Here is a 23,304-nt window from a genome sequence, read left to right as displayed (position 1 = left end):
GGGAAGTGATTTCTGCGTTCGGACAGAGCATGTGCCGTGCCAATACGTGGCTTTCGTCGTGGCAGGCCGCGGTTTCAGCGGCTTTGTTCGGTCTTACTGGTCTGAACAGTCAGGTTGTTTTTCGCACCGCTATCGCGCATCGCTGCGCAGCACCGAACCCCGCTGGGGCACGACTTGCCGGACTCGACGAATAGCTTTACAACTAGCCGCACATTGGCCTGGCGCGTCTGAAAAACCATGAACTCGATTTCCCGTGCGGTACCTGAAGTGGCGCTGCAAGCGATCCGCAAACTGATCACCGAGCAGGGTTTCGGTGCGGGCGACGCCTTGCCGTCGCAGCGGGATCTGGCGTTGCAACTGGGCGTGAGCCGGGCGTCGTTGCGCGAGGCACTGTCATCGTTAAGTGCGCTGGGCGTGGTCAGTATTCAGCCGGGCAAAGGCGTGTTCGTGCAGTCACCAGTGGAATTGTCGCTTGGCGAAAACGCACCGGGCTGGTCGTTCGCGGCGCAGGCGTCGCCACTGGACATCTTTCAGTTGCGCTATGCGCTGGAAGGATTTGCGGCGGGGCTGGCGGCGGTGACCTTGAGCACGTTCGATCTGGATGCGCTGGAAGACAACGTTGCAGCCATGCGCGAGCAATTGAAGGTCGGTGATTTTGAGGCAGCGGCGAAACTCGACTTCGAATTCCACCGGCGCATCCTTCTGGCCAGCGGCAATCAGGCGATGCTGAACATCCTCACCGCCAGCGCCGAGATGTTCCTGGAAAGCCAGAAACTACCGTTCATCCGCGCCGAACGCGCCATGGAAACCTGGCAGGAACACCGCAAGATTCTTCGTGCCCTCACGCGCCGGGCGTCCGGCGCTGCGCAAAAAGCCATGCAGGAGCACGTGCGCAACGCGGCCCTGCGCACTGGAATTTCCTTCATTGCCCCCGCCACCGCGTGACTTGAGCTATACCCAAACTCATCGAGTGCCATAGCAAGACTCAATCAACTGCGGCTTCCTGAACAGGGGAAGGGCGGCTATGATGGGCCACGTTTTTTTGCTTACAACCTGGAGAATTCCATGAGCAGCGATCTTATCAAACACGTTAGCGACGCTAGCTTCGAAGCCGACGTACTCAAGGCCGAAGGCGCTGTCCTGGTCGATTACTGGGCTGAATGGTGCGGTCCTTGCAAAATGATCGCTCCGGTTCTGGACGAGATTGCCGAGACTTACAAAGGCAAGCTGACTGTTGCCAAACTGAACATCGACGAAAACCAGGAAACCCCGGCCAAGCACGGCGTGCGTGGTATCCCGACCCTGATGCTGTTCAAGAACGGCAACGTTGAAGCGACCAAAGTCGGCGCCCTGTCGAAGTCGCAACTGGCGGCTTTCCTCGACGCCAACATCTAAGCGTCGCTGTAAAGTGCCTGAAAAAAAGCCCCGCAATTAGCGGGGCTTTTTGCGTATTCAGGGCTAGACGCTCCGAAACTCAGGTGGTACATTCGGCCCCGCACTGGTTTCTCCACTGCCCCCTGCTAGCCGTCGCCGACGCACTCCTTTTCGAATTAGTTCGCGATCCTGTCGCCTTCTCCGCGGCGCGGCCTCATTAAGCCAAAAGCTTAATTTCCCCCCCCTCCATAAATGATTACGTCATTCCTATATGAATCTGACTGAACTCAAGCAAAAGCCGATTACCGAACTGCTCGAATTGGCCGAACAGATGGGCATAGAAAATATGGCCCGTTCGCGCAAGCAGGACGTGATTTTCTCCCTGCTGAAAAAGCACTCGAAAGGCGGCGAGGAAATCTCCGGTGATGGCGTGCTGGAGATTCTCCAGGACGGCTTCGGCTTCCTGCGCTCCGCTGACGCTTCCTACCTGGCCGGCCCGGACGATATCTACGTCTCGCCAAGCCAGATCCGCCGCTTCAACTTGCGTACCGGTGACACCATCGTTGGCAAGATCCGCCCTCCGAAGGAAGGCGAGCGGTATTTCGCCCTGCTCAAGGTCGACACGATCAACTTCGATCGTCCGGAGAACGCGAAAAACAAGATTCTCTTCGAGAACCTGACCCCGCTGTTCCCGACCGTGCGCATGAAGATGGAAGCCGGTAACGGTTCCACCGAAGACTTGACTGGTCGCGTGATTGACCTGTGCGCCCCGATCGGCAAAGGCCAGCGTGGTCTGATTGTCGCGCCGCCGAAAGCCGGTAAAACGATCATGCTGCAGAACATCGCAGCGAACATCGCCCGTAACAACCCTGAAGTTCACCTGATCGTGCTGCTGATCGACGAACGTCCGGAAGAAGTAACCGAAATGCAGCGCACCGTGCGCGGCGAAGTGGTTGCCTCGACCTTCGACGAGCCGCCGACCCGTCACGTGCAGGTTGCCGAAATGGTGATCGAGAAGGCCAAGCGGCTGGTCGAACACAAGAAAGACGTGGTGATCCTGCTCGACTCCATCACCCGTCTGGCCCGTGCCTACAACACCGTGATCCCGAGCTCCGGCAAGGTATTGACCGGTGGTGTCGATGCCCATGCCCTCGAGAAGCCAAAGCGTTTCTTCGGTGCTGCGCGTAACATCGAAGAAGGCGGCTCGCTGACCATTATCGCCACCGCGCTGGTTGAAACCGGCTCGAAAATGGACGAAGTGATCTACGAAGAGTTCAAGGGTACCGGCAACATGGAGCTGCCTCTGGATCGCAAGATCGCCGAGAAGCGCGTGTTCCCGGCGATCAACATCAACCGCTCCGGCACCCGCCGCGAAGAGTTGCTGACCGCCGACGACGAACTGCAGCGTATGTGGATCCTGCGCAAGCTGCTGCACCCGATGGACGAAGTCGCTGCCATCGAGTTCCTGGTCGACAAGCTGAAAGCGACCAAGACCAACGACGAGTTCTTCTTGTCGATGAAGCGCAAGTAATACGCAGCTGTTTAAAAGAACGCTCCCGAAAGGGGGCGTTTTTTTTTGCTTTCGGGGGGCATGACTTTGCCGATGTGTCAGTCCTCTTGTTTGAACAACAGCTACCCGCAGGGGCAAGAAACCTTATGTAGCTGATTGGTGGTCACCGTGATATCGACGGATTAAGGGCACTGACGGGCTGCTGTTTGCCCGTCAGAGCAGGTAGGATGTACGCCTATTTTGAGGGTGCCATCGTCAATGAAATTCAAGGATCTTCGGGATTTCGTGCAGCAGCTTGAGCAGCGCGGAGAGTTGAAACGCATCCAGATTCCCGTCTCGCCGGTGCTGGAGATGACCGAGGTGTGCGACCGCACGCTGCGGGCCAAGGGCCCGGCGCTGTTGTTCGAAAAGCCCACCGGTTACGACATTCCGGTGCTTGGCAACCTGTTCGGCACCCCTGAGCGGGTAGCCATGGGCATGGGCGCCGAGTCGGTCAGCGAGCTGCGCGAAATCGGCAAGCTGCTGGCCTTCCTCAAGGAACCCGAGCCGCCGAAGGGCTTGAAAGACGCGTGGTCGAAGCTGCCGATCTTCCGCAAGATCATCTCGATGGCGCCGAAAGTCGTCAAAGACGCGGTGTGCCAGGAAGTGGTCATTGAAGGCGACGACGTCGACCTGGCGATGCTGCCGGTGCAGACCTGCTGGCCTGGCGACGTCGGCCCGCTGATCACCTGGGGTCTGACCGTCACCAAAGGCCCGAACAAAGAGCGCCAGAACCTCGGCATCTACCGTCAGCAAGTGATCGGCCGCAACAAGGTGATCATGCGCTGGCTCAGCCACCGTGGCGGCGCGCTGGACTATCGCGAATGGTGCGAGAAGCATCCGGGCCAGCCGTTCCCTGTGTCCGTGGCATTGGGCGCCGACCCCGCGACCATCCTCGGCGCGGTAACCCCGGTGCCAGACAGCCTGTCCGAATACGCTTTTGCAGGTCTCTTGCGCGGTAACCGCACCGAGCTGGTGAAATGCCGTGGCAACGACCTGCAAGTGCCGGCCACTGCCGAGATCATCCTCGAAGGCGTGATCCATCCCGGCGAAATGGCTGATGAAGGCCCGTACGGTGACCACACCGGTTACTACAACGAAGTCGACAGCTTCCCGGTGTTCACCGTCGAGCGCATCACCCACCGGATCAAACCGATCTATCACAGCACCTACACCGGCCGTCCGCCGGATGAGCCGGCGATTCTCGGCGTGGCGCTCAACGAAGTGTTTGTGCCGATCCTGCAGAAGCAGTTCCCGGAAATCACCGACTTCTACCTGCCGCCGGAAGGCTGCTCGTACCGCATGGCCATCGTGACAATGAAAAAGTCGTATCCGGGGCATGCCAAGCGCGTGATGCTCGGTGTCTGGTCGTTTTTGCGACAGTTCATGTACACCAAGTTCGTTATCGTCACTGACGACGATATCAACGCCCGCGACTGGAACGACGTGATCTGGGCCATCACCACGCGCATGGACCCCAAGCGCGATACGGTGATGATCGATAACACGCCGATCGACTACCTCGACTTCGCCTCGCCGATCTCCGGCCTGGGTTCGAAAATGGGCCTCGATGCCACCCACAAGTGGCCGGGCGAAACCACTCGGGAGTGGGGCCGCGTGATCGTCAAGGACGACGCCGTCACCCAACGGATCGATGCCATCTGGAATCAGTTAGGAATAGATTGATGCGTGTAACCCTGCAGCCCTCCGGAGCAGTGCTCGAGATACAGCCCGGTGAGCGGATTCTCGATGGCGCGCGGCGCCTGGGCTACGAATGCCCGCAAAGCTGCCGCAATGGCAATTGTCATGTGTGTGCGGCGCTGCTGGTTGAAGGTAGCGTCGCGCAGGACGGCAAGGTGCATGACCACGGCGAGTTCTACACTTGCATAGCCGAGCCGCTGGAAGACTGCATCCTGCTGTGGGATGGCGTGCTCGCGCTGGGAGAACTGCCGGTGCGCAGCCTGTCATGTCAGGTCATCGAATGCCGCGATGTCGGTGGCGACACCTGGCGTGTGCGCCTGCGGGCGCCGGCCGGCAAGCCGCCGCGCTATCACGCCGGGCAGTATTTGATGATCGAGCGCGAGAACGGTGAGAAATCGGCGTTTTCCATGGCCTCGGCACCGCACGGCGGGCGCGATCTGGAAATCCATGTGCTGGCGCGCGAAGCCAGTGCACTGAGCCTGATCGAACAGCTGCAACGCAACGCGATGGTGCGTGTCGAGCTGCCGTTCGGCGATACGCATCTGGCCGAGCTGCCCGACGGGCCGCTGGTGCTGGTCGCCGCCGGTACCGGCATGGGCCAGATTCACGCGCTGATCGAGCATTGCCGCGCCAACGGCTTCAAACATCCGGTGCATCTGTACTGGGGCGTGCGCCGTCCGGAAGATTTCTATGAGATCGAACATTGGGACGAATGGCTGAAATTGCCCAACCTGTTCCTGCACAAAGTCGTCAGCGATCAATGCGGTTGGGAAGGGCGCTGCGGCATGCTGCACGAGGCGGTCTGTGAAGACTTCCCCGACCTGAAACCGTTGCACGTCTACGCCAGCGGCTCGCCAGCCATGGTCTACGGCACGCTGGACGCATTGGTCGAAGCCGGGATGGATGCCCATCAAATGCGTGCCGACGTATTCGCTTACGCCCCGCGCTCCTAATTCTTTATAACTCGCTATATAGCCGATCGGTATTTATGTAATTGCATAAATACCGCTAGGTTATATATCAATCAGGCAATCAATTAGGAACTGTGCCATGGCACTCAAATTGCCTTAAAACATATGTGCCTTATTGTTACAGCGGTGCGTTCTATTAAGTAATTCTTTACCCGCGGGGAGCTGAACGCTATTCGCCATGAGCGCCATTGAAAACGCTTTTCTGAATTTGAATTACCCTCCGCGGCTCGATCTTGGGCCGCAGCTGACGCACGAACAACTTCTCGCTTCCATGCAATCGACCATGGCGCGCCACAAGGGCGGGCCGGTGTGGCTGTTCGCGTATGGTTCGCTGATCTGGCGGCCGGAATGTACGGCAGTGGAGCGCGTACGTGGACGCGTGCATGGCTACCATCGCGGCTTGTACCTGTGGTCGCACGAGCACCGCGGTACGCCGGAAATGCCGGGTCTGGTATTTGGTCTGGATCGCGGCGGTTCGTGCAGCGGCTTCGCCTATCGCTTGCCGGAAGACAATCTCGATGCGGCGCTGTACGCGCTGTGGAAGCGCGAGATGCCGGTGCCATCCTATCGGCCACACTGGCTCAATTGCCGTCTTGCCGACGGTAGCCAGGTGCAGGCATTGGGATTTGTGTTGGAGCGACACCTGCCCAGCTATGCCGGCAACCTGCCGGATCATGTGCTGAGTCAGGTGTTCGAAAGCGCCAGCGGGCGTTACGGCACGACTCGCGATTATGTCGAGCAGACCGCCCACGCCCTGCGCAGCCACGCCATGCCAGATCGAAACCTGGAGGCGCGGCTCAAGCGCTGTAAATCACAAAGCGATCAGGCGACCGCTTCACGGCTCTGACTGGCGACTTGCTTGTGCCACAGGGTCGGGGCGAGGAAGGCCATCGACAGCAGGCAAGCGCCCACCAGCAGGACAAAACCACCGTCCCAGCCGAAGTGGTCAACGGTGTAGCCCATCGCGGCACTGGCCGCGACCGAACCACCGAGATAACCGAACAGGCCAGTGAAGCCTGCGGCAGTGCCAGCGGCTTTCTTCGGTGCCAGTTCCAGCGCCTGCAGGCCGATCAGCATCACCGGGCCATAGATCAGGAAACCGATGGAGAACAGCGCGATCATGTCGACGGTCGGGTTGCCGGCCGGGTTCAGCCAGTAAACCAGCGTTGCGACAGTCACCAGTGCCATGAACACCATGCCGGTCAGGCCACGGTTGCCACGGAAGATCTTGTCCGACATCCAGCCGCACAGCAGCGTGCCCGGGATACCCGCCCACTCATAGAAGAAATAGGCCCACGAGGTTTTGTCGACGGTGAAACCCTTGGCTTCCTTCAGGTAGGTCGGTGCCCAGTCCAGCACGCCATAACGCAGCAGGTAGACGAAGACGTTGGCCATGGCGATGTACCAGAGCATTTTGTTGCGCAGCACGTATTTGACGAAGATCTCTTTCGCGCTGAATTCGTCTTCGTGGCTGGCGTCGTAGCCTTCCGGGTAATCGTTCTTGTACTTCTCGATCGGCGGCAGGCCGACCGATTGCGGGGTGTCGCGCATGGTGATGAACGCAAACACGGCCACGCCCAGCGCCACCGCTGCCGGTACGTAGAACGCTGCGTGCCAGTCGTTGAACAGGCCCATGCCGAGCAGGAACAGCGGGCCGATCAGGCCGCCGCCAACGTTATGCGCCACGTTCCACACGGAAACCACGCCGCCACGTTCCTTCTGCGACCACCAGTGCACCATGGTCCGGCCGCTTGGCGGCCAGCCCATGCCCTGGGCCCAACCGTTGATGAACAGCAGGATGAACATCATGGTCACGCTGGATGTTGCCCAAGGTGCGAAACCGAAAATGAACATCACCCCGGCCGAGACCAACAGGCCGAACGGTAGGAAGTAGCGTGGGTTGGAGCGGTCGGACACCAGGCCCATGAGGAATTTCGATAAGCCGTAGGCAATGGCGATCGCCGACATCGCCAGACCCAGATCACCGCGGCTGTAGCCTTCGTCGATCAGGTACGGCATGGCCAGCGAGAAGTTTTTGCGCAGCAGGTAGTAACCCGCATAGCCAAAGAAAATACCGGCGAAGATCTGCCAGCGCAGGCGTCGGTACGTGCTGTCTATTTTTTCTTCAGGCAATGGAGCCTGATGTGCGGCAGGACGAAAGAAAGCAAACATTCAAGAGCTCCAGATTTCTTGTTTTGACTGCGGATGCGAATGTTACAGTTTCGTTACCGAAAATAGCACCGGTTCGCATCGAGCAAATAGCGGAAAATGTTGGAAGTCGCGTGTTCCTTTACGAACCTGTCGCTCAGCTGTAAGAACAGGGCGTTTTTGTGGCGGTCGGGACGTTGTGTCTTAGACTCGCGATCTACAGATCGACTGATATCTCGAGATAAACGATGACCCCGAAAGTTCGCAGGCTATTGCCCAGACTGTTGATGGTCGCAGCGGTGACTGTTTCAGTGTTGGCACTGAGCTTCGCCCAAGGTTCTGCAGCACCAGGCCTGCGCAATGTCACCGTATTGATCGTCCGCCATGCGGAAAAGCCTGATGTCGGCCGAGAACTCAATGCCCGGGGCGAACAGCGCGCCGCAGCTTACGCGGACTATTTCACCTCTTTGCAGTTGGACGACCAGACACTCACACCCCAACGTCTGATCGCTACCGCCGACAGCCCGGAAAGCATCCGCCCGCGACAGACGCTGATTCCACTGTCCCAGCGCCTGCAACTGCCGATTGAACAGCCCTATGTAAACAACGAGGTCGACAAGCTGGTCAGTTCGCTGCGCAAGAATAATCAGGCGAAAACCGTGCTGATCGCCTGGCATCACGGCCACATCAATAAGCTGATTGCCGCTTTCGGCGGCGATGGCCCGGCACTGATCGGTCAGCCGAAATGGCCGGTGGATATCTACGACTGGCTGATTGTTTTGCGCTTCGACGACAGGGGGCAGTTGATCCAGTCGCGAAGCGAGAAGGTTCAGGAACAACTGATGCCAGGCGATATTGCAGGCTGAAACGGTAATAGGGTCCGTCAGAAAAGTTACCTTTAAGCATTCGCGTGGTGCGTTCGCCCGATTTACCGTTGTGTCTTGGGAAACGTCCTGCGTCCAAAGCAGAAGTTGCGCCATTCAGTTAAACGTCATAGCTCCGTAACCTTTGTGCTGTTGCCGGGATCGGTATTCGGGTGCTTAGGGAGCGGATCATGCGGTGGATTGTGGCGTTGCTTTTGTTGCTGGTCGGCGGTGTCGTGCAAGCGGCAGGGGCGCTGTTGATTCCCGAAGACAACCCCCGACCAATTTATCCACTGGCATTGTCCAGGGCAGGGATTACGGGAGAGGTTAAGGCTCGTTTCATCGTCAGGGCGGATGGCTCAGTCAGCGAAATCAGCATTCTGAAAAGCGACCACCCCGATCTGGCTGAAGCGGTCAGAGTTGCGCTGGTGCAGTGGCGTTTCAAGCCTTGGGCTGTAGAGGAGGACAAACCCGAAAAGCAGGAAGTCGTCGCGCCGATAGTCTTTCGGCTCGATCTGGATCAACCCATTCACGTCAACCGGCAACTGAAAGTCTTGCGATGCCGAACGGTCAACGAGAACCTCGCCAACATTGCCGAGTATTCATGGATCGATTCGGCGGCGTTCGCACAAACCCGCGCCTATCTATCGAACGTCTTCCATAAAACCCAGCTTCCGGATGAGCAGCGTCTGGCGATGATCGCCAGGATGAATCGGCAGGTTGAGAAGATCGTCAGGGCTTGTCGAGAGAGCCCCACGCGCAAATTCATAAGCCTGTTGCCCACGGAGATTCGTGAGTTGCTCTGATAACAAAAGCCAGTATGACCGAGCCGGACATTCTGGCCTTTATCGAAAGGTTACTCAGCGCACCTGCACCACCACCTTGCCCACCGCCTTGCGCTGGCCAAGATCATTGATCGCCTGCGCCGCATTGCTCAGCGGATAGACCTGCGACACCAGCGGTTTCAACTTGCCCTCGGCAAACCAGCCGAATAACTGCTGAAAGTTCGCCGCGTTGTCTTGTGGCTGACGCTGGGCAAAAGACCCCCAAAACACACCCAGTACAGCCGCGCCTTTGAGCAGGGCGAGGTTGACCGGCAGTTCGGGGATCCGGCCGCTGGCGAAGCCGACTACCAGCAAGCGACCGTTCCAGGCGATAGCGCGGATGGCTTGATCGAACAGGTCACCGCCAACCGGGTCGTAAATCACATCGGCACCCTGGCCATCGGTGAGGCGTTTGATTTCGTCTTTGAGGCTGGTTTCGCTGTAGTTGATCAACTCGTCGGCGCCGGCTGCCTTGGCTACTGCGAGTTTCTCGGCACTGCTGGCGGCAGCAATCACCCGGGCGCCCATGGCTTTGCCGATTTCGACGGCAGCCAGGCCGACCCCGCCGGAAGCACCGAGTACAAGCAGGGTTTCCCCCGGTTGCAGGTTGGCGCGCTGCTTGAGTGCATGCATCGAGGTGCCGTAGGTCATGCTGAAGGCGGCGGCGATGTTGAAATCCATCGACGGCGGAATCGGCAGCACGTTATAGCCCGGCACCGCGACCTGTTCGGCAAAACTGCCCCAGCCGGTCAGGGCCATGACCCGGTCGCCAACCTTGAGGTGGCTGACCTTTTCCCCGACTTCACGCACCACACCGGCCGCTTCACCTCCGGGCGAGAACGGGAAGGGCGGCTTGAACTGGTACTTGCCCTCGATGATCAGCGTATCCGGGAAGTTGACCCCGGCGGCGTGCACGTCCAGCAGGATTTCGTTCTTCTTCGCGACAGGACTGGCGACGTCTTCCAGCACCAGCGATTCGGCAGGGCCGAAGGCTTTGCACAGCACGGCTTTCATCAGGGCTATTCCTTTGGGAGTGATGGCCGATAAGTGTAGGTGTGTCAGTCAACGGGTCAACGAGCATGCCCGGCCCTGATAGTCAGCCATAAGCTTGTGCTTGCGCGGCGGGTCGTTATGCTAGGCCGCAAACCGGATAAGGAGCGAATTGTGAAAGCGTGGATCATGTTGTTGCTGGCCCTGTCTCTGCCTGTGGCAGCGCTGGCCGAAGAAGCCAAAGAAGGCGAGGCGCCGAAGGTAAGCTACATCACCCTGAGTCCACCGTTCGTGGGCAACTACGGGCTGGACGGTACGCCGAAGCTCAAGGTCTACAAGGCCGATGTGGCATTACGCGTTACCGGCGAAGAGGCGAGCAAACTGGTCAAGGCCAACGAGCCGCTGATTCGCAATCAACTGGTGGCGCTGTTCACTCAGCAGACCTCTGATGCGATGGCCAGCATCGAAGGCAAGGAAAAGCTGCGTCAGGAAGCGTTGAAGCAGACCCAGCAAGTGATGAATGACGAGACCGGCAAACCGGTGGTTGAGGATCTGTTGTTCAACAACCTGATCATTCAATAAGCCATTCGTTGTCCGGGCTGGCCCCATCGCGAGCAGGCTCACTCCTACAGTTGGAATGCGTTCCCCTGTAGGAGTGAGCCTGCTCGCGATGGCGATGTTTCAGGCAACATATTCTTCAAGGCTTGAGCGCAATCACCGCAGCCCACTGCTCCGGCGTCACCGGCATCACCGACAACCTTGATCCCTTCTGTACCAGCGGCATCTCCGCCAGCGCCGTCTGCTGCTTCAGATAATCCAGCTTCAACACCCGCGTAAACGTCTCGACGTGTTCAACGTCAATCGCACTCCACGCGTTCTTCTCCTGCGTAGCCTTCGGATCGAAGTAATGACTCTCCGGCTCCAGTGCGGTGGGATCCGGGTACGCCGCTTCGATTATTTTGCCGATCCCGGCAATCCCTGGCTCCGGGCAGCTGGAATGATAGAAAAAGAACTCATCGCCCACCGCCATCGCGCGCAGGAAGTTGCGTGCCTGATAGTTGCGAACCCCGTCCCAGCGCGCTTTGCCGAGTTTTTCCAGACCTTTGATCGAGAGTTCGTCGGGCTCGGACTTCATCAGCCAATAGGCCATGGTTTTTTGCTCCTGAAACGGTCATTGGGCAGGTTGTCGGGCAATTTTATGACAAACCGACAGTCGGTTGACGTCAGCGTTTGCGCGCAGGTTCACGTTGTCGCAAAATGCCGGCCTTTAAAGCTTGACGCTGCTGCACGGCCTACAAACGGAAACCGCTGCTGTCATCGTGATGATGTGCCTTGAGGGGGGCAATCGATGAAACGCAAACCGGATTTACTATGGACTTTGGTAATTTTGTTTGGCCTGGGCGTCGTGACCACCGGTTACGCGCAAAGCCTGTGGGCGAACAAGGCCGACGCGCCGATTGAAGTTGCACAGCAAGTACAACAGTCGACAGCCTTCAAGCGCTGAAACTGCTTTCCCGACGCCGCTGATCTGCGCGGCGTCCTATCCTGCGAAATACCACGCCTTGTCGCTGACCGTGCCCTGTAACGGTACATCCCAGCTCGCCTGCGCCAATCGCTCGACCTTCTGACACTCATGGGCCAGCCCCAGCAACGTCGGCTTGCGCCAGTTTTTGCGTCGAGCCAGATACGCCAGACTGCGATCATAGAAACCGCCGCCCATCCCCAGTCGTCCACCGACATCGTCAAACCCTACCAACGGCAACAACACCAGATCCAGTGCCCAGACCTTGCGTTGCTGCGCCAGATTGGCGCGCGGCTCGAGAATGCGGAAGCGATTGGGTTTGAGTTTCTCGCCGGGACGAATCCGCTGAAAGACCATTTTGGTTCGCGGCCAGGCGCTGAGTACCGGCAGATATGTGGCTTTGCCGCGACGCTGTGCTTCACGCAACAGCAGGCGCGGATCGATTTCACCGTCGGTGGGTAAATATAGAGAGATATGTCTGGCCCGGCGAAAATGCGGGTCTTGCGCCAATTGCCGGTACAGGCCTTTGGCGGCCTGGCGTTGTTCGCTTTTGCTCAGCGAACGGCGCGCCTTGCGCAGCAGGCGGCGGAGTTGCGGGCGGGGCAGTAGCGCGGGTTCGGTCATGGTTCGGCTTCGGCAGGTTGGACGAAAACGTACGCATAAAAAATCCGATGGCGGTTTTCACCGACATCGGATTCGAATCAGGCTCCCCGGATGAACCGCTGTCAACTTAGCCCTTGAACCCGAAAGTTCAAGGTGGAAGATGCAGTAGACTTTAAGGCTTTCCGTCTAGCGGACATGCACACCAGCCCAACGTGCAACTTCCAGGGTAGTGCGAATCGGCTCAGGGACATCGTCAACTGGCAAGCACCCCAGGGAGTGCCGCGAGTATACCGCAAGCGGCCAGTCGAATCAGCCCTTGCTGGTGTTCTGATCGTCGGCGAGGACCAGATCGACACGATCGAGCAAGTCACGCACCTGTTCACGGGTCGAACCGCTGGCCTGGATATCCGGGCGCTCTTCTTTGTGCAAGAGGTCATGGGTGATGTTCAGCGCGGCCATCACAGCAATGCGATCGGCACCGATGACTTTGCCGCTGCTGCGGATTTCGCGCATCTTGCCATCGAGGTAGCGCGCGGCGCTGACCAGATTGCTGCGTTCTTCCTGCGGGCAGATGATCGAATACTCTTTGTCGAGGATCTGCACGGTGACGCTATTGCTTGAACTCATGAGTCTTGCTCCAGGGCCTTGAGGCGCGAAATCATCGATTCGACCTTACGCCGGGCGATTTCGTTTTTTTCAATGAGGTGAGCGCGTTCCTCGCGCCAGGTTTTTTCCTGAGCTAGTAAGAGTGCGTTTTGACTCTTTAGTTGCTCGACTCGGCCAATCAGCAGTTCGAGTCTGGCCATCAGCGCTTGCAGGTCGGTGTCTTCCATTGTGTCCACTGGGTCGGAGTCTGTCTGATGGGATAGCTGGCGGACAGCCTTTAATAGTCTTGGCGAGTCTGTCGATGTAGGATACAAGGCCTTCATTCTAGACATAGCGCCGTCTGGCGCCTAGCTGCCCATGACCATTGCGAATTCCCCGTACCAAGCCTTTGCCACCCTGCTGACCTCCAGCGGCCACAACGTTTCGCCTGCCGAACTGCACGGCGTGCTGCTCGGGCGCAGTTGCGCCGGTGCCGGCTTCGATAACGAAGGCTGGCTGATCGACGCCGCCGAACTGCTCGAAGGCGACATCCAGGACAACGTCCGCAACGCCCTGATCGGCCTGCAAGAGATGGTCAAAGGCGAGCTGACCGGCGACGACGTTACTGTCGTTCTGCTGCTGCCGACCGATGACGCGCCACTGGCCGACCGCGCCGCTGCACTGGGCGAGTGGTGCCAGGGCTTCCTCAGCGGTTTCGGCCTGAACTGCCGCGACAGCAGCATGCTCAGCACTGAAGCCACCGAAGTGCTGCAGGATCTGGCCGCCATTTCTCAGGTGCAAGATGCCTTGGAAGAATCCGAAGACGGCGAGACCGACTACATGGAAGTCATGGAATACCTGCGAGTTGCGCCGCTGCTGCTGTTCTCGGAAACCAAGAAAGCCAACGTGCCGCCTGCCGCCAAGCCGTCGCTGCATTAATCGCGTGCCAGGGAAAGCCATCTGCCCATGACCCATATCCCGAAAGCGGAATACAGCCGTCGCCGCAAGGCCCTGATGGCGCAGATGGAACCCAACAGCATCGCGATCCTGCCCGCCGCCGCGGTGGCCATTCGCAACCGCGACGTCGAGCACGTCTATCGGCAGGACAGCGACTTCCAGTACCTCAGTGGTTTTCCCGAGCCGCAGGCTGTCATCGTCCTTATGCCCGGCCGTGAGCATGGCGAGTACGTGCTGTTCTGTCGTGAACGCAACGCCGAACGCGAGTTGTGGGACGGCTTGCGCGCAGGCCAGGAAGGCGCGATCCGCGACTTCGGTGCCGACGACGCCTTTCCGATTACCGACATCGACGACATTCTCCCGGGCCTGATCGAAGGACGTGACCGGGTGTATTCGGCGATGGGCAGCAACCCCGAATTCGATCGTCACCTGATGGACTGGATCAACGTGATCCGCTCCAAGGCGCACCTCGGTGCCCAGCCGCCGAACGAATTCGTTGCCCTGGATCATCTGCTGCACGACATGCGCCTGTATAAATCGGCGGCAGAAGTGAAGGTGATGCGCGAAGCCGCACGGATTTCGGCGCAGGCGCATATTCGCGCGATGCAGGCCAGTCGGGCCGGGCTTTACGAGTACAGCCTCGAAGCCGAGCTCGATTACGAATTCCGCAAGGGCGGAGCGAAGATGCCGGCCTACGGCTCGATCGTCGCCGCCGGGCGCAACAGCTGCATCCTGCATTACCAGCAGAATGACGCGCTGCTCAAGGACGGTGATCTGGTGTTGATCGACGCCGGTTGCGAGATCGACTGCTACGCCAGCGATATCACCCGTACCTGGCCGGTCAACGGCAAGTTTTCGCCCGAGCAGAAAGCGATCTACGAATTGGTGCTGGCCTCGCAGGAAGCCGCGTTCGCCGAAATCGCCCCGAACAAGCATTGGAATCAGGCACATGAAGCCACGGTTCGGGTGATCACCACAGGCTTGGTGAAACTCGGATTGCTGCAAGGCGAAGTCGACGAATTGATCGCCAGCGAAGCCTATAAAGCGTTTTACATGCACCGCGCCGGCCACTGGCTGGGTATGGATGTGCATGACGTCGGCGAGTACAAGGTCGGCGGCGAATGGCGCGTGCTGGAAGTCGGCATGGCGCTGACCGTGGAGCCGGGCATTTATATCGCCCCGGACAATCAGAACGTCGCGAAGAAATGGCGCGGCATTGGCGTGCGCATCGAGGACGACGTGGTGGTGACCAAAACGGGCTGTGAAATCCTCACCAGCGGCGTGCCGAAAACCGTCGCAGAAATCGAAGCGCTGATGGCGCAAGCAAGGACACATGCGGCATGAGTCGAGTCAATCTGGCAATCATCGGTGGCGGTCTGGTCGGCGCCAGTCTGGCGTTGGCCTTGCAGGCCGGAGCCAAGGCGCGTGGCTGGAAGATCGTGCTGATCGAACCGTTCGCTCCCGGTGACAGTTGGCAGCCGAGCTACGACGCACGTTCCTCGGCGTTGTCCTTCGGCTCGCGACAGATCTATCAACGGTTGGGCGTGTGGCAGGAAATCTCCCGCCGTGCCGAGCCGATCAAACAGATTCACGTTTCCGACCGTGGCCGCTTCTCCACCGCGCGCTTGTCGGCGATGGAAGAGGGCGTGCCGGCACTCGGTTACGTGGTGGAAAACGCCTGGCTCGGTCAGTGCCTGTGGCAGCACGTCGACAAAGACGTGATCAGCTGGCGCTGCCCGGCGGAGGTCACGCGCATGGAACCGCTGCCCGACGGCTATCGCCTGACCCTCAATGATGAAACCACCCTTGAATGCGACCTCGCGGTACTCGCCGATGGCGGTCGCTCCGGGCTGCGCGAGCAGTTGGGCATCAACGTGCGCCAGCGTCCGTACAACCAGAGCGCGCTGATCGCCAACATCACCCCGAGCGAAGCGCACAACGGCATGGCCTTCGAGCGCTTTACTGACGAAGGGCCGATGGCGCTGCTACCGCTGCCGGAAAACCGCTGCGCTTTGGTCTGGACCCGTTTGGGTATGGACGCGCAGCGCTTGGCCGATCTGAGCGAGCGCGATTTCCTCAGCGAATTGCAGGGCGTGTTCGGTTACCGCCTCGGCACGCTGAAACAGGTCGGCGCGCGGCATTTGTATCCGCTGACGCTGGTTGAGGCCGAAGAACAAGTGCGCTCGCATCTGGCCGTGCTCGGCAATGCGGCACACAGCCTGCACCCGATTGCCGGGCAGGGTTTCAACCTGTCGCTGCGTGATGCCGATGCTTTGGCGGCTGCGCTGTTGGCCAGCGATAAACCGCTCGGCGACCTCGCCACGTTGCAGACGTATCGCGAGCGTCAGCGTCTCGATCAGGATCTCACCGTCGGCTTCTCCGATCAGGTCACGCGCCTGTTCGGCAGCACGCAACCGCTGGTTTCGCTGGGGCGCAACATCGGCCTGCTCGGCCTTGATCTGCTGCCACCGGCCAAGCGCTGGTTTGCCCGTCAGGCCATGGGTTTGGGAACACGACCGGATGCTTAAGTGGTTAAGCGGCAAATTCGGTAAAGCACGATTGATGCGCTGGGTGATGACGTTCTACCCGCCGTACCTCGGCGCCGGTGTTCGGGTTCGGCACATCAGCGATGACTTTCGCGATGTGCAGGTGTCGATGGGCCTCGGCTGGTACAACCGCAACTACGTCGGCACCCAGTTTGGCGGCAGCCTGTATTCGATGGTCGACCCGTTCTTCATGCTGATGCTCATGGAAAACCTCGGTTCGCGTTACATCGTCTGGGACAAAGCTGCCGACATCGATTTCATTGCGCCGGGCAAAGGCCCGGTGTTCGCCCGCTTCACTATCGACGAGACCTTGCTCGCCGAGATTCGCCGGCAAACCGCCAATGGTGAGAAATACCTGCCGCAGTTGCAGGTCGACATTCATGACGGCGCCGGTAATCTGGTGGCGCGGGTCGGTAAAACCCTTTACGTGCGGCTCAAGCCGCAAGCGAGACAGGCTTAAAGCATGGAAATGCGCGCAGATCTGCTGATTGTCGGAGCCGGAATGGTCGGCAGCGCTTTGGCGTTGGCGTTGCAGGACAGCGGCCTCGAAGTCCTGCTGCTCGACGGCAGCCCGTTGAGCGTCAAACCCTTCGACGCCGAAGCCGCTTTTGAGCCGCGAGTGAGTGCCTTGTCGGCAGCCAGCCAGCGCATTCTTGAACGCCTCGGCGTGTGGGAAGGCATCGCCAAACGCCGCAGCAGTCCATACACCGACATGCACGTCTGGGACGGCAGCGGCACCGGGCAGATTCATTTCTCGGCGAGCAGTGTGCACGCCGAGGTGCTGGGGCATATCGTCGAAAACCGTGTGGTGCAGGACGCCTTGCTCGACCGTCTGCACGATTGCGATCTGGGCATGCTGGCCAATGCGCGGCTGGAACAGATGCGCCGCTCTGGTGATGACTGGCTGCTGACGTTGGCTGACGGTCGGCAGTTGCGCGCGCCGCTGGTGATTGCCGCTGACGGTGCCAACTCGGCAGTGCGCCGTCTCACCGGTGTGCCGACGCGTGAGTGGGATTACCTGCATCACGCCATCGTTACCAGCGTGCGCAGCAGCAAATCGCACCAGATGACCGCGTGGCAGCGCTTTACCGATCACGGGCCGCTGGCGTTTTTGCCATTGGAACGTGACGGGCAGCAGGATTGGTGTTCGATCGTCTGGTCGACCACGCCGAGTGAGGCCGAACGCTTGATGGCGCTGGATGAGGCGGCTTTCTGCCGTGAGCTGGAGCGTGCCTTTGAAGGGCGACTCGGCGAAGTGATCAGTGCCGATCCACGCCTGTGCGTGCCGCTGCGTCAGCGTCATGCCAAGCGTTACGTGGCAGAAGGGCTGGCGCTGATCGGCGATGCGGCGCACACCATTCACCCGTTGGCGGGGCAGGGCGTAAACCTGGGTTTCCTCGATGCGGCGGTGTTGGCGGAAGTGCTGTTGCAGGCGGCGGAGCGCGGTGAGCGTTTGGCCGATGTGAAGGTGTTGAGCCGTTACGAGCGTCGGCGCATGCCGCATAACTTGGCGTTGATGGCGGCGATGGAAGGGTTTGAGCGGTTGTTTCAGGCGGATCCGTTGCCGGTGCGTTGGTTGAGGAATGCCGGGTTGAAGCTGGTGGAGCAGATGCCCGAAGCGAAGGCGCTTTTTGTGCGTGAAGCACTCGGATTGACCGGTGATCTTCCGGCCCTCGCCAAGCCTTGATCTTTTCGTTGCTGCTGATGGCCTCATCGCGAGCAGGCTCACTCCTACAGGGGATCGCATTTCAAATGTAGGAGTGAGCCTGCTCGCGATGGCGCCCGTCCAGGCACCACAATTTTCAAACTGTGCAACATCTGGTAACTCCTTCAAAAAGAGTTCGATTGAGGTGGTAAATGTGAGTCCTTATCATTTGGCCCACATTTTCCGACCGAGAGACCACTCCCATGTTGGCACCCAAGCGTCTTCTGACCGCACTGGCCCTGACCCTGATCGGTAGCACCACGGCCCAGGCCGCTGATGAGGTGGTGGTTTACTCGTCGCGCATCGATGAACTGATCAAACCGGTCTTCGATGCCTACACCGCCAAGACCGGGGTGAAGATCAAGTTCATCACCGACAAGGAAGCGCCGCTGATGCAGCGCATCAAGGCCGAGGGTGAAAATGCTACCGCCGACCTGCTGCTCACCGTCGACGCCGGTAACCTCTGGCAGGCCGAGCAGATGGGCATCCTCCGGCCGTTCACCTCGAAGACCATCGACGCCAATATCCCGCTGCAATATCGCTCGTCCAGCCATGCCTGGACCGGTCTGAGCCTGCGTGCGCGGACCATCGCCTACTCCACCGAACGGGTGAACCCCGGCGAACTGACCACCTACGAAGCACTGGCCGACAAGAACTGGGAAGGGCGCCTGTGCCTGCGAACGGCGAAGAAGGTCTACAACCAGTCGCTGACCGCCACCATGATCGAAGTCCACGGTGCCGAAAAGACCGAGAAGATCCTCAAGGGCTGGGTCAACAATCTGTCCACCGACGTGTTCTCCGATGACGTCGCGGTGCTCGAAGCGATCAATGCCGGGCAGTGCGACGTTGGCATCGTCAACACGTACTACTACGGTCGCCTGCACAAGCAGAAGCCGGAGTTGCCGGTAAAACTGTTCTGGCCGAATCAGGCCGATCGGGGTGTGCATGTCAATCTGTCGGGCATTGGCCTGACCAAGCATGCACCGCACCCGGAAGCGGCGAAGGCTTTGGTTGAGTGGATGACTACACCTGAGGCGCAGAAGATCTTTGCTGACGTGAACCAGGAATTCCCGGCCAACCCGGCGGTAGCACCTTCGGAAGAAGTGGCGGCGTGGGGCAAGTTCATTGCCGATACTTTACCGGTGGAAGTGGCGGGCAAGCGTCAGGCTGAGGCGATCCGGATGATGGATCGGGCGGGTTGGAATTGAGTCTGTTCCGATAACGCTGTTCACATTAGATCGCTGCCCTCACCCCAGCCCTCCCGAAACGTCGGACCGCCCGGAGGGAGAGGGAGCCGACTTGTAGTGTTTTCGAAACCTGAGTTCGACTCGATATCTCAGGTCGATGTAGCTTGCATGAGCACCTCGGTCAGTCCCCTCTTCCTCTGGGAGAGGGAGTCGATCTATGTTGAATTCAAATCCTGAGTTCGACTCGATATCTCAGGTCGGCGTAATTCTCATAAACTACGCGGTCAGTCCCCTCTCCCTCCGGGAGAGGGCTAGGGTGAGGGCAACAATCCCAACCTGAAATACTCAACCCAAGAACACCCCAATCCCCCAGAGACCCAAAAGTGGCCCACCCTGCCCAACGCCGCTGGTACCCCATCGTCTTCGCCATCGCCGCGCTGGTGCTGTTGCCCCTGAGCGTTCTGCTGCTCTCCTGGCAGACCATCGACCAGCAAATCTGGTCGCACCTGTGGGAAACCCAGATGCCACGCCTGCTGGGCAATACTCTGACGCTGGTCGTTGGCGTCGGTGTCGGTGTGACGCTGCTCGGCGTCAGCCTCGCCTGGCTCACCAGCCTTTGCGAGTTCCCCGGGCGGCGCTGGCTCGACTGGGCGCTGATGCTGCCTTTCGCCATTCCGGCCTACGTACTGGCGTTCGTCTTCGTCGGCCTGCTCGACTTCGCCGGCCCCGTACAGACCCTGCTGCGCGAATGGTTCGGCAGCGGCCTGCGGCTGCCCCGGGTGCGCTCCACCGGCGGGGTGATTATCGTGCTGGTACTGGTCTTTTATCCCTACGTTTACCTGCTGGCGCGCACCGCGTTCCTCGCCCAGGGCAAAGGCCTGATGGAAGCCGCACGGGTACTTGGCCAGTCGCCGTGGCAAGCCTTCTGGCGGGTGGCGTTGCCGATGGCGCGTCCGGCCATCGGTGCGGGCGTGGCGCTGGCGCTGATGGAAACCCTGGCCGATTTCGGTGCAGTGTCGGTGTTCAACTTCGACACCTTCACCACCGCCATCTACAAAACCTGGTATGGCTTCTTCAGCCTGCCGAGCGCCGCGCAACTGGCCAGTCTGTTGTTGCTGGTGGTGATGTTGGTGCTCTACGGTGAACGCCGTGCGCGCGGCGCCAACCGGGCAAGCAACGAGCGGCCACGGGTTAAAGCCCTGTACCACTTGCGCGGATTCAAGGCCCTCGCGGCGATGAGCTGGTGTGGATTGGTGTTCGCCTGCGCTTTCGTCATTCCGATGCTGCAACTGATCGTCTGGTTCTGGCAGCGCGGCCGTTTCGATCTCGATGAGCGCTACGCCGGGCTGATCCTGCACACCCTGTATCTGGGCGGCATGGCGGCGCTGATTACGGTCAGTGTTGCCCTACTGCTTGCGTTTGCCCGGAGGCTGGCGCCGACGCAGGCGATCAACTCTGGTGTTGGTCTGGCCAACCTTGGCTACGCCTTGCCGGGTTCGGTGCTGGCGGTGTCGATCATGCTGGCCTTCAGTTACCTGGATCGAGAATTGGTCATCCCGCTCTCCGGATGGCTCGGTGGCGCAGGCAAACCGTTACTGCTTGGCAGCCTGGCGGCACTGTTGATGGCTTACCTGGTGCGTTTCATCGCGGTCGCTTACGGCCCGCTGGAAAGCAGTCTGGCGCGTATACGGCCATCTTTGCCCGAAGCGGCACGTAGCCTGGGTGTCAGTGGGCCGCGACTGTTTTTCAAAGTGTATCTGCCGTTGTTACTGCCCGGCACGTTGAGCGCGGCGTTGCTGGTGTTCGTCGATGTGCTCAAGGAAATGCCCGCGACCCTGCTGATGCGCCCATTTGGCTGGGACACGCTGGCCGTACGCATCTTTGAAATGACCAGCGAAGGCGAATGGGCGCGTGCGTCTTTGCCAGCGCTGACCCTGGTTCTGGTCGGATTGTTACCGGTCATCGGCCTGATTCGCCGCTCTGCCCATCGAAACACTTAGTAGTGAGTCCTGAATCATGCGGCTACAATGCGCGGCATTCGGTGCGGTTCGTCTGACAGATCTTTTCGCTGAAATTGGCTGAAAGCCTTCTATTACAAGGCTTTCACGCTGTGCAGCGACTGTCCGCACCTTCGCCACGCCCGGAAGGAGAAACCCATGGGACAGCGTACGCCTCTGTATGACCTGCATCTCGCCCTCGGCGCGAAGATGGTCGATTTTGGCGGTTGGGACATGCCTCTGCATTACGGCTCGCAGGTCGAGGAGCACCACGAAGTGCGCCGCGATTGCGGGGTGTTCGATGTATCCCACATGACCGTGATCGATGTCACCGGCCCCCAGGCCAAAGCCTGGCTGCAGCATTTGCTGGCCAATGACGTCGACCGCCTGCACCGCCCCGGCCGCGCGTTGTACAGCACCATGCTCAATGAGCGCGGTGGCATCGTCGACGACATGATCGTCTACCGCCTCGACGACGCTTATCGACTGGTGTTCAACGCTTCCACCCGCGATCAGGATCTGGCCTGGATGAACGCGCAGCGCGGCGATTACGACGTGCAGCTGCACGAGCGCGCCGAACTGGCGATGCTCGCCATTCAAGGTCCACAGGCCCGGCACAAGATTGCCGAACTGGTGACCCAGTCGCGCGCCACGCTGATTCAGCACCTCAAGCCATTCGAAGGCTACACCGACGGTGACTGGTTTATCGCCCGAACCGGTTATACCGGTGAAGATGGTCTGGAAATCTGCCTGCCGGCCAGTCAGGCGCCGGGGTTCTTCAACGATCTGGTCGGCGCCGGTATTTCCCCGATCGGCCTCGGTGCCCGCGACACCCTGCGGGTTGAAGCCGGAATGAACCTCTACGGTCAGGACATTCATCAGGATGTTTCGCCGCTGGCGTCGAACATGGCCTGGAGCATTGCCTGGGAACCGGCCTCGCGCCAGTTCATCGGTCGCACTGCGCTGGAAGCGGAAAAAGCCGCCGGCGTTGCGCACAAACTGGTCGGCCTGGTGCTGGAAGAACGCGGCGTTTTGCGCGCTCATCAAGTGGTTCGCATCGCCGATGTTGGCGAAGGGGAGATCACCAGTGGTAGTTTCTCTCCTACGCTAAGCAAATCGATTGCCCTGGCGCGTGTTCCGATGGCAACCGCCGACCGCGCCGAAGTGGAAATCCGTGGCAAGTGGTACCCGGTGCGAGTGGTCAAACCGACCTTCGTACGCCACGGCAAAACTTTGATCTAACCTTTTTCCGGCGGGCATGACCGCTGACCCAATTCCCGAGGACACCGAAGATGAGCAATATCCCCGCTGAACTGCGTTTTGCCGAAAGTCATGAATGGGCACGTCTGGAAGCCGACGGCACCGTCACCGTGGGCATCAGCGATCACGCGCAGGAAGCGCTGGGCGATGTGGTGTTCGTCGAGCTGACTGAAGTGGGCAAGGTGTTCGCCGCTGAAGATCAGGCTGGCGTCGTTGAATCGGTGAAAGCTGCTTCCGACATCTATTCGCCGATCAGCGGTGAAGTGATCGCAATCAACGAAGAGCTGGGCGGCTCGCCTGAGCTGCTGAACTCCGACCCGTATGGCGCGTGGATCTTCAAGATCAAGCCAACCGACGCGGCTGAGCTGGACAAGCTGCTGGATGCAGCGGCGTACAAGGCCGCCATCGGAGAGTAAGCGTTAAGCAATACCCAAAGCCCCGACTCGTCGGGGCTTTTTCATGGGCGATACAAATCCCCTGTAGGAGTGAGCCTGCTCGCGATAGCGCTCTTTCAGACACATT

Annotated in this window: 25 protein-coding genes and 1 other RNA gene; 19 read left to right on the top strand and 7 right to left on the bottom strand. The window is 59.7% G+C overall.

The window, feature by feature from the left end; translation table 11 throughout:
* Positions 1 to 237 precede the first annotated feature (237 nt).
* The 6 genes from VY732_RS28530 (at position 238) to VY732_RS28505 (ending at position 6,442) form a co-directional block, all read left to right on the top strand.
* The gene (locus VY732_RS28530) at positions 238 to 945 is read left to right on the top strand and encodes a FadR/GntR family transcriptional regulator (RefSeq protein ID WP_331693032.1); all 708 of its coding nucleotides are present in this window, start codon (positions 238 to 240) and stop codon (positions 943 to 945) included.
* Positions 946 to 1,065: 120 nt separating this feature from the next.
* Entirely contained in the window at positions 1,066 to 1,395 is a 330-nt protein-coding gene (gene trxA / locus VY732_RS28525; RefSeq protein WP_003206727.1) for a thioredoxin TrxA, read from the top strand.
* 250 nt (positions 1,396 to 1,645) lie between these two features.
* Entirely contained in the window at positions 1,646 to 2,905 is a 1,260-nt protein-coding gene (rho, locus tag VY732_RS28520) for a transcription termination factor Rho (protein WP_077574986.1), read from the top strand.
* A gap of 237 nt (positions 2,906 to 3,142) precedes the next feature.
* Positions 3,143 to 4,609: a 4-hydroxy-3-polyprenylbenzoate decarboxylase gene (gene ubiD / locus VY732_RS28515; protein WP_034151998.1), complete on the top strand. Its 1,467-nt coding sequence runs from the start codon at positions 3,143 to 3,145 to the stop codon at positions 4,607 to 4,609.
* The gene (locus VY732_RS28510) at positions 4,609 to 5,577 is read left to right on the top strand and encodes a CDP-6-deoxy-delta-3,4-glucoseen reductase (RefSeq protein ID WP_034151997.1); all 969 of its coding nucleotides are present in this window, start codon (positions 4,609 to 4,611) and stop codon (positions 5,575 to 5,577) included. The genes ubiD and VY732_RS28510 overlap by 1 nt, the downstream gene beginning before the upstream one ends.
* 196 nt (positions 5,578 to 5,773) lie before the next feature.
* Positions 5,774 to 6,442: a gamma-glutamylcyclotransferase gene (locus tag VY732_RS28505; protein WP_077574984.1), complete on the top strand. Its 669-nt coding sequence runs from the start codon at positions 5,774 to 5,776 to the stop codon at positions 6,440 to 6,442.
* Here VY732_RS28505 and glpT read toward each other — a convergent pair.
* The gene (gene glpT, locus VY732_RS28500) at positions 6,418 to 7,767 is read right to left on the bottom strand and encodes a glycerol-3-phosphate transporter (protein ID WP_007911178.1); all 1,350 of its coding nucleotides are present in this window, start codon (positions 7,765 to 7,767) and stop codon (positions 6,418 to 6,420) included. The genes VY732_RS28505 and glpT overlap by 25 nt on opposite strands.
* 224 nt (positions 7,768 to 7,991) lie before the next feature.
* Here glpT and VY732_RS28495 point away from each other — a divergent pair, with 224 nt between their 5' ends.
* Both VY732_RS28495 and VY732_RS28490 read left to right on the top strand, forming a co-directional pair.
* Entirely contained in the window at positions 7,992 to 8,609 is a 618-nt protein-coding gene (locus tag VY732_RS28495; protein ID WP_331693021.1) for a flagellar basal body-associated protein FliL, read from the top strand.
* A gap of 188 nt (positions 8,610 to 8,797) precedes the next feature.
* Entirely contained in the window at positions 8,798 to 9,412 is a 615-nt protein-coding gene (locus VY732_RS28490; protein ID WP_116028467.1) for an energy transducer TonB, read from the top strand.
* Between the two features lie 54 nt (positions 9,413 to 9,466).
* Here VY732_RS28490 and VY732_RS28485 read toward each other — a convergent pair whose 3' ends face one another.
* Positions 9,467 to 10,444 (bottom strand): NADPH:quinone oxidoreductase family protein, encoded by a 978-nt coding sequence (locus VY732_RS28485; RefSeq protein WP_273916284.1) that lies wholly within the window; start codon positions 10,442 to 10,444, stop codon positions 9,467 to 9,469.
* A gap of 150 nt (positions 10,445 to 10,594) precedes the next feature.
* On the opposite strand from VY732_RS28485, the gene VY732_RS28480 reads away from it, so the two are divergent.
* Entirely contained in the window at positions 10,595 to 11,002 is a 408-nt protein-coding gene (locus VY732_RS28480; RefSeq protein ID WP_116028465.1) for a flagellar basal body-associated protein FliL, read from the top strand.
* 115 nt (positions 11,003 to 11,117) lie between these two features.
* On the opposite strand, the gene VY732_RS28475 is transcribed toward VY732_RS28480, so the two are convergent.
* Positions 11,118 to 11,570: an EVE domain-containing protein gene (locus VY732_RS28475; protein WP_123593548.1), complete on the bottom strand. Its 453-nt coding sequence runs from the start codon at positions 11,568 to 11,570 to the stop codon at positions 11,118 to 11,120.
* Between the two features lie 198 nt (positions 11,571 to 11,768).
* Here VY732_RS28475 and VY732_RS28470 point away from each other — a divergent pair, with 198 nt between their 5' ends.
* Entirely contained in the window at positions 11,769 to 11,924 is a 156-nt protein-coding gene (locus VY732_RS28470) for a hypothetical protein (RefSeq protein WP_007911192.1), read from the top strand.
* 36 nt (positions 11,925 to 11,960) lie between these two features.
* Here VY732_RS28470 and VY732_RS28465 read toward each other — a convergent pair whose 3' ends face one another.
* From VY732_RS28465 to VY732_RS28450, 4 genes are all read right to left on the bottom strand, one after another.
* Positions 11,961 to 12,566 (bottom strand): 5-formyltetrahydrofolate cyclo-ligase, encoded by a 606-nt coding sequence (locus tag VY732_RS28465; RefSeq protein WP_116028463.1) that lies wholly within the window; start codon positions 12,564 to 12,566, stop codon positions 11,961 to 11,963.
* A gap of 79 nt (positions 12,567 to 12,645) precedes the next feature.
* Positions 12,646 to 12,824, bottom strand: a non-coding RNA gene (gene ssrS / locus VY732_RS28460) — 6S RNA.
* A 30-nt stretch (positions 12,825 to 12,854) separates the two neighbouring features.
* Positions 12,855 to 13,172, bottom strand: a complete 318-nt coding sequence (locus VY732_RS28455) for a cell division protein ZapA (protein WP_093429754.1) — start codon at positions 13,170 to 13,172, stop codon at positions 12,855 to 12,857.
* Complete coding sequence (locus VY732_RS28450) at positions 13,169 to 13,378, bottom strand: TIGR02449 family protein (RefSeq protein ID WP_007911197.1); 210 nt, start codon at positions 13,376 to 13,378, stop codon at positions 13,169 to 13,171. The genes VY732_RS28455 and VY732_RS28450 overlap by 4 nt, the downstream gene beginning before the upstream one ends.
* Positions 13,379 to 13,508: 130 nt before the next feature.
* Here VY732_RS28450 and VY732_RS28445 point away from each other — a divergent pair, with 130 nt between their 5' ends.
* The 9 genes from VY732_RS28445 to gcvH all read left to right on the top strand — a co-directional run bounded on the left by VY732_RS28445 (position 13,509) and on the right by gcvH (position 23,198).
* Positions 13,509 to 14,069 carry a YecA/YgfB family protein gene (locus VY732_RS28445; RefSeq protein WP_331693013.1) on the top strand — a complete coding sequence of 187 codons (561 nt, stop codon included), beginning with the start codon at positions 13,509 to 13,511 and terminating at the stop codon, positions 14,067 to 14,069.
* A gap of 27 nt (positions 14,070 to 14,096) precedes the next feature.
* A complete protein-coding gene (gene pepP / locus VY732_RS28440; protein WP_116028461.1) occupies positions 14,097 to 15,431 on the top strand; it encodes a Xaa-Pro aminopeptidase in 1,335 nt (444 codons plus the stop codon).
* Positions 15,428 to 16,615 carry a 2-octaprenyl-6-methoxyphenyl hydroxylase gene (ubiH, locus tag VY732_RS28435; protein ID WP_116028460.1) on the top strand — a complete coding sequence of 396 codons (1,188 nt, stop codon included), beginning with the start codon at positions 15,428 to 15,430 and terminating at the stop codon, positions 16,613 to 16,615. Before pepP ends, ubiH begins: the two co-directional genes overlap by 4 nt.
* Positions 16,608 to 17,093 carry a DUF4442 domain-containing protein gene (locus tag VY732_RS28430; RefSeq protein WP_077574975.1) on the top strand — a complete coding sequence of 162 codons (486 nt, stop codon included), beginning with the start codon at positions 16,608 to 16,610 and terminating at the stop codon, positions 17,091 to 17,093. Before ubiH ends, VY732_RS28430 begins: the two co-directional genes overlap by 8 nt.
* Before the next feature lie 9 nt (positions 17,094 to 17,102).
* Positions 17,103 to 18,320: a 2-octaprenyl-3-methyl-6-methoxy-1,4-benzoquinol hydroxylase gene (locus VY732_RS28425; protein ID WP_331695900.1), complete on the top strand. Its 1,218-nt coding sequence runs from the start codon at positions 17,103 to 17,105 to the stop codon at positions 18,318 to 18,320.
* Between the two features lie 221 nt (positions 18,321 to 18,541).
* The gene (locus tag VY732_RS28420) at positions 18,542 to 19,546 is read left to right on the top strand and encodes an extracellular solute-binding protein (protein ID WP_331693009.1); all 1,005 of its coding nucleotides are present in this window, start codon (positions 18,542 to 18,544) and stop codon (positions 19,544 to 19,546) included.
* Positions 19,547 to 19,908: 362 nt separating this feature from the next.
* On the top strand, positions 19,909 to 21,525 hold the full coding sequence (locus VY732_RS28415) for an ABC transporter permease (RefSeq protein WP_331693007.1): 1,617 nt from the start codon (positions 19,909 to 19,911) through the stop codon (positions 21,523 to 21,525).
* A 156-nt stretch (positions 21,526 to 21,681) separates the two neighbouring features.
* Positions 21,682 to 22,764 carry a glycine cleavage system aminomethyltransferase GcvT gene (gene gcvT, locus VY732_RS28410; RefSeq protein ID WP_077574971.1) on the top strand — a complete coding sequence of 361 codons (1,083 nt, stop codon included), beginning with the start codon at positions 21,682 to 21,684 and terminating at the stop codon, positions 22,762 to 22,764.
* A 50-nt stretch (positions 22,765 to 22,814) separates the two neighbouring features.
* Positions 22,815 to 23,198, top strand: a complete 384-nt coding sequence (gcvH, locus tag VY732_RS28405) for a glycine cleavage system protein GcvH (protein WP_116028457.1) — start codon at positions 22,815 to 22,817, stop codon at positions 23,196 to 23,198.
* The last annotated feature ends 106 nt before the right edge of the window (positions 23,199 to 23,304 follow it).

The sequence above is a fragment of the Pseudomonas sp. ZY71 genome (assembly GCF_036542145.1).
GTDB lineage: Bacteria > Pseudomonadota > Gammaproteobacteria > Pseudomonadales > Pseudomonadaceae > Aquipseudomonas > Aquipseudomonas koreensis_A.
Note: the sequence above shows the minus strand (reverse complement) of the source record. Positions and strands in the feature narration are given on the sequence as shown.

Bases quoted from the DNA above. Each gene is read 5' to 3' on its own strand.
- VY732_RS28530 (WP_331693032.1), top strand. From the start codon at position 238: ATGAACTCGATTTCCCGTGCGGTACCTGAAGTGGCGCTGCAAGCGATC.
- trxA (WP_003206727.1), top strand. From the start codon at position 1,066: ATGAGCAGCGATCTTATCAAACACGTTAGCGACGCTAGCTTCGAAGCC.
- rho (WP_077574986.1), top strand. From the start codon at position 1,646: ATGAATCTGACTGAACTCAAGCAAAAGCCGATTACCGAACTGCTCGAA.
- ubiD (WP_034151998.1), top strand. From the start codon at position 3,143: ATGAAATTCAAGGATCTTCGGGATTTCGTGCAGCAGCTTGAGCAGCGC.
- VY732_RS28510 (WP_034151997.1), top strand. From the start codon at position 4,609: ATGCGTGTAACCCTGCAGCCCTCCGGAGCAGTGCTCGAGATACAGCCC.
- VY732_RS28505 (WP_077574984.1), top strand. From the start codon at position 5,774: ATGAGCGCCATTGAAAACGCTTTTCTGAATTTGAATTACCCTCCGCGG.
- glpT (WP_007911178.1), bottom strand. From the start codon at position 7,767: ATGTTTGCTTTCTTTCGTCCTGCCGCACATCAGGCTCCATTGCCTGAA.
- VY732_RS28495 (WP_331693021.1), top strand. From the start codon at position 7,992: ATGACCCCGAAAGTTCGCAGGCTATTGCCCAGACTGTTGATGGTCGCA.
- VY732_RS28490 (WP_116028467.1), top strand. From the start codon at position 8,798: ATGCGGTGGATTGTGGCGTTGCTTTTGTTGCTGGTCGGCGGTGTCGTG.
- VY732_RS28485 (WP_273916284.1), bottom strand. From the start codon at position 10,444: ATGAAAGCCGTGCTGTGCAAAGCCTTCGGCCCTGCCGAATCGCTGGTG.
- VY732_RS28475 (WP_123593548.1), bottom strand. From the start codon at position 11,570: ATGGCCTATTGGCTGATGAAGTCCGAGCCCGACGAACTCTCGATCAAA.
- VY732_RS28470 (WP_007911192.1), top strand. From the start codon at position 11,769: ATGAAACGCAAACCGGATTTACTATGGACTTTGGTAATTTTGTTTGGC.
- VY732_RS28465 (WP_116028463.1), bottom strand. From the start codon at position 12,566: ATGACCGAACCCGCGCTACTGCCCCGCCCGCAACTCCGCCGCCTGCTG.
- VY732_RS28455 (WP_093429754.1), bottom strand. From the start codon at position 13,172: ATGAGTTCAAGCAATAGCGTCACCGTGCAGATCCTCGACAAAGAGTAT.
- VY732_RS28450 (WP_007911197.1), bottom strand. From the start codon at position 13,378: ATGGAAGACACCGACCTGCAAGCGCTGATGGCCAGACTCGAACTGCTG.
- VY732_RS28445 (WP_331693013.1), top strand. From the start codon at position 13,509: ATGACCATTGCGAATTCCCCGTACCAAGCCTTTGCCACCCTGCTGACC.
- pepP (WP_116028461.1), top strand. From the start codon at position 14,097: ATGACCCATATCCCGAAAGCGGAATACAGCCGTCGCCGCAAGGCCCTG.
- ubiH (WP_116028460.1), top strand. From the start codon at position 15,428: ATGAGTCGAGTCAATCTGGCAATCATCGGTGGCGGTCTGGTCGGCGCC.
- VY732_RS28430 (WP_077574975.1), top strand. From the start codon at position 16,608: ATGCTTAAGTGGTTAAGCGGCAAATTCGGTAAAGCACGATTGATGCGC.
- VY732_RS28425 (WP_331695900.1), top strand. From the start codon at position 17,103: ATGCGCGCAGATCTGCTGATTGTCGGAGCCGGAATGGTCGGCAGCGCT.
- VY732_RS28420 (WP_331693009.1), top strand. From the start codon at position 18,542: ATGTTGGCACCCAAGCGTCTTCTGACCGCACTGGCCCTGACCCTGATC.
- gcvT (WP_077574971.1), top strand. From the start codon at position 21,682: ATGGGACAGCGTACGCCTCTGTATGACCTGCATCTCGCCCTCGGCGCG.
- gcvH (WP_116028457.1), top strand. From the start codon at position 22,815: ATGAGCAATATCCCCGCTGAACTGCGTTTTGCCGAAAGTCATGAATGG.